A 3,503-nucleotide genomic window follows, 5' to 3' on the forward strand; every position below is an offset into this window, starting at 1 on the left:
GCCCAGGGCTATAAAGCAAACTACCTGGCAAGCAATAGTGATGAACAAAACCGTGGCTATGACCAGCCCGATCAAAAACTGATTGACGAGGCGGTAGCGCTTGCAAAAAACAGTGATGTTGCTATTTTATGTATCGGTTCCAACCGTGAATATGAAAGTGAAGCCCATGACCGTAAAAGCCTGGAACTGCCTTTTGGCGAACAGGCATTGGTTAACGCGGTTACAGCCGTTAATGCCAATACCATTATTGTAATCATGGCCGGCGCCCCCTATAATCTGGATGAAATCAAAAAAAACAACCATGCGGTTGTTTGGTCGTGGTTTAATGGTTCAGAAGCCGGCAATGCACTGGCCGATGTATTAACAGGAGTAGTAAACCCATCAGGCAGGTTGCCATTTACTTTTCCTGTATCCTTAAAAGATTCTCCTGCTTCCGCTTTAAATACCTATCCAGGCAAAGGCGCAACGGCCGAATATAAAGAGGGCATACTGGTTGGCTACCGCTGGTACGACACTAAGAAAATTGAACCCCAATTTCCTTTTGGTTATGGGCTTTCCTATACTGGTTTTTCCATAAGTCATTTTTCCACGGATAAATTAAACTATGGAAAAAATGAAACCATCCGTGCAAAATTCACCATCAAAAATACAGGCAGCCGTTATGGTGCCGAAGTTGTGCAATTATATGTAAGTGACCCGGTTTGCTCGGTTTTGCGCCCTGAAAAAGAATTAAAAGCTTTCAAAAAAGTTTTTCTGCAACCAGGCGAGACGAAAACAGTTGAACTGGATGTGAAGGTTAGCGACCTGGCTTTTTATGACGAGACAAAAAAAGGATGGAATACCGAAGCCGGCGAATACATCCTTCAGTTAGGTAATTCATCCCGTAATATTTCAAAAACAGTAAAAATCCTGGTCAAATGAACTCAATACCGATAAACTGAGAAATAATTTTCAATGCAAATGCCCCGTTGGTTTTATTAAATAAGTGTAATAAACACAATAAATGATATTGACTTTCATGATGAAAAAGTTACTACCCATTTCAATTTTGTACCTGTTCCTGTTCACAGCAACAAACTTGAAAGCGCAAAACCCAATTATCCAAACCAGGTTTACAGCCGATCCGGCACCCATGGTATACCACGACACCGTGTTTTTGTATACAGGCCACGACGAGGATAAATCTACAACGTTCACGATGAATAATTGGCACTTATTTTCAACCATAGATATGGTGAATTGGACCGACAGGGGTGCGCCGTTATCGTTAAAAACATTTTCATGGACAAAAACAGATGCCTGGGCCGGCCAGTGTATTTTTCGTAATGGTAAATTTTACTGGTATGTGCCAATGAACCGGGCTGACGGCAAAGGTATGGCTATTGGGGTAGCCGTTGGCACAACACCCGAAGGGCCATTTATTGATGCCATTGGTCATCCCTTAACTTATACAGGCGTTGGCGATATTGACCCTACGGTATTTATTGATACCGATGGCCAGGCTTATCTGTATTGGGGAAACCCACAGTTGTTTTATGTGAAATTAAATCAGGATATGATCTCTTATTCAGGAGAGATACAAAAAGTCTTGCTTACAGAGCAAGGGTTTGGGAAACGTACCGGAAATTCCAACCGTTTAACCCAATACGAGGAAGGGCCCTGGTTTTATAAACGAAAAAAAATGTACTATATGGTATATCCTGCCGGTGGTGTGCCGGAGCATATAGCTTATTCTACCAGTACCGGGCCAACTGGTCCGTGGGTATACCGGGATACACTTATGCGCATTATTAAGAAAGGCGGCGCATTTACAAACCACCCTGGCATGATAGATTACCATGGTAAATCATACTTTTTTTATCATAACGGAGCTTTACCAGGCGGAGGGGGCTTTACAAGGTCGGTTTGTATCGATCAATTTACATATCAACCTGATGGTACAATTCCTATGATCACCCCTACTACCGAAGGCGTGATCAAAGCAGTAAGAAACCTGGATCCTTTTGTTCGTCAGGAGGCAGAAACAATAGCTTGGGAATCGGGTGTTATTACCGCAATAGGTAATAATGGAATATACATAACAAATATAGATAGTGGTGATTATATTAAAGTACGAAGCGTCGATTTTAAAAGTGACCCAAAGTCATTTTATGCGAATGTGGCAGCAAATACCGATGGAGGTATAATAGAGATACGCGTTGACAGGCCTGACGGTTTCTTACTGGGCGCTTTATCCGTAAAAAACACAGGTGGTTTGGAAACATGGGGAACCCAATCTGTTGCGGTTAACAAAGCAAGGGGTATTCACGATGTATACTTTGTGTTTAAAGGTAGCCAGGGGCATTTGTTTAATTTCAATTGGTGGAAATTCAATTAGAAATAAATAAGGGCTTAAGAATTTACTTAATGTAAAGAATAATCAAAGTCGATGAATTTCGGTGAATTTGATAAAGTTAGGCTACCCGTGAAAAAAAACGGTGCGTCGGAGAAAATACTGGATTTCAGGCATTTTATTTCAGACGAAGTTAACCAATCTGCCAATGTTTGAGTGCATTCCGAATAATGGAAATGTCCCGTTGGCCTTGTAAAATAAGTGTAAAAAAACAATTAATAATATAAACTTTCATGATGAAAAAGTTATTTCCCATTTTAAGTTTGTGCCTGTTCCTGTTCACAGCAACAAGCCTGAAAGCGCAAAACCCTAAGCTTACGCTTGATTTAACCAGGCCCGGCGCGAACGTAAGCCCGCAACTGTATGGGTTGATGACCRAAGAGATCAACCATTCGTACGATGGGGGCTTGTATGCCGAGCTGATCAGGAACAGGATATTTAAGGACAATCCAAATACGCCGGAAGCATGGAGCGTGATCAGGGAAGGTGCTGCGAAAGCCACCATTCAATTAGTTGCCCCAAACCCCGGCAATGTACCCAACGATCAGCAGCGCCACGCCATTAACGGCGCGCTAACTACCTGTTTAAAACTCATGGTGGATACCGGTGTTGGCCGGGCCGGTATTGCAAATGAAGGGTATTGGGGCATACCGGTTTTGCCTAATACAACTTATAGCGCTTCGTTTTATATGAAGGGCACGGACAGCAAGCCATTTCCCCCTCGCCCCTGGGAGCCCAAGCCTACAGTTACTGTTCCGGTAATTGCCAATAACACGGCCGGGCCTATAACCGTAAGTATAGAAAGCAATGACGGTAAAACGGTATATGCTTCGGGGGTTATTAATTTGATAAAAAGCGCCTTTTGGAAAAAATATGAACTTAAATTAACAACAGGCGCCGGTGTTAAACCAACATCTGACGCCCGTTTTGTTATTTCGACGAACCGTACCGGGGTTTATTATTTTAACCTCGTTTCCTTATTTCCGCCTACTTATCATAACCGCCCCAATGGGAACCGGATAGATCTAATGAAGTTACTGGCCGATATGAAACCCCGTTTTTTACGTTTTCCCGGCGGTAATTTCCTTGAAGGCCCGAAACTGAACGATGC

3 protein-coding genes are annotated in these 3,503 nt (G+C 42.7%); all 3 read left to right on the plus strand.

The window, feature by feature from the left end; genetic code table 11:
• The coding region (locus AC1DPZ_RS24070) for a glycoside hydrolase family 3 C-terminal domain-containing protein (RefSeq protein ID WP_477408254.1) at positions 1-921 on the plus strand (921 nt) is incomplete at its 5' end.
• Positions 922-1,018: 97 nt separating this feature from the next.
• Positions 1,019-2,377, plus strand: a complete 1,359-nt coding sequence (locus AC1DPZ_RS24075; protein ID WP_477408256.1) for a glycoside hydrolase family 43 protein — start codon at positions 1,019-1,021, stop codon at positions 2,375-2,377.
• A gap of 248 nt (positions 2,378-2,625) precedes the next feature.
• Positions 2,626-3,503 (plus strand): carbohydrate binding domain-containing protein (locus tag AC1DPZ_RS24080; protein WP_477408258.1); only part of this gene is annotated, 878 nt, incomplete at its 3' end.

Source organism: Mucilaginibacter sp. P4_G9 (assembly GCF_056400985.1).

Coding starts and splice junctions, on each gene's coding strand:
- AC1DPZ_RS24075 (WP_477408256.1), top strand. CDS start 1,019: ATGATGAAAAAGTTACTACCCATTTCAATTTTGTACCTGTTCCTGTTC.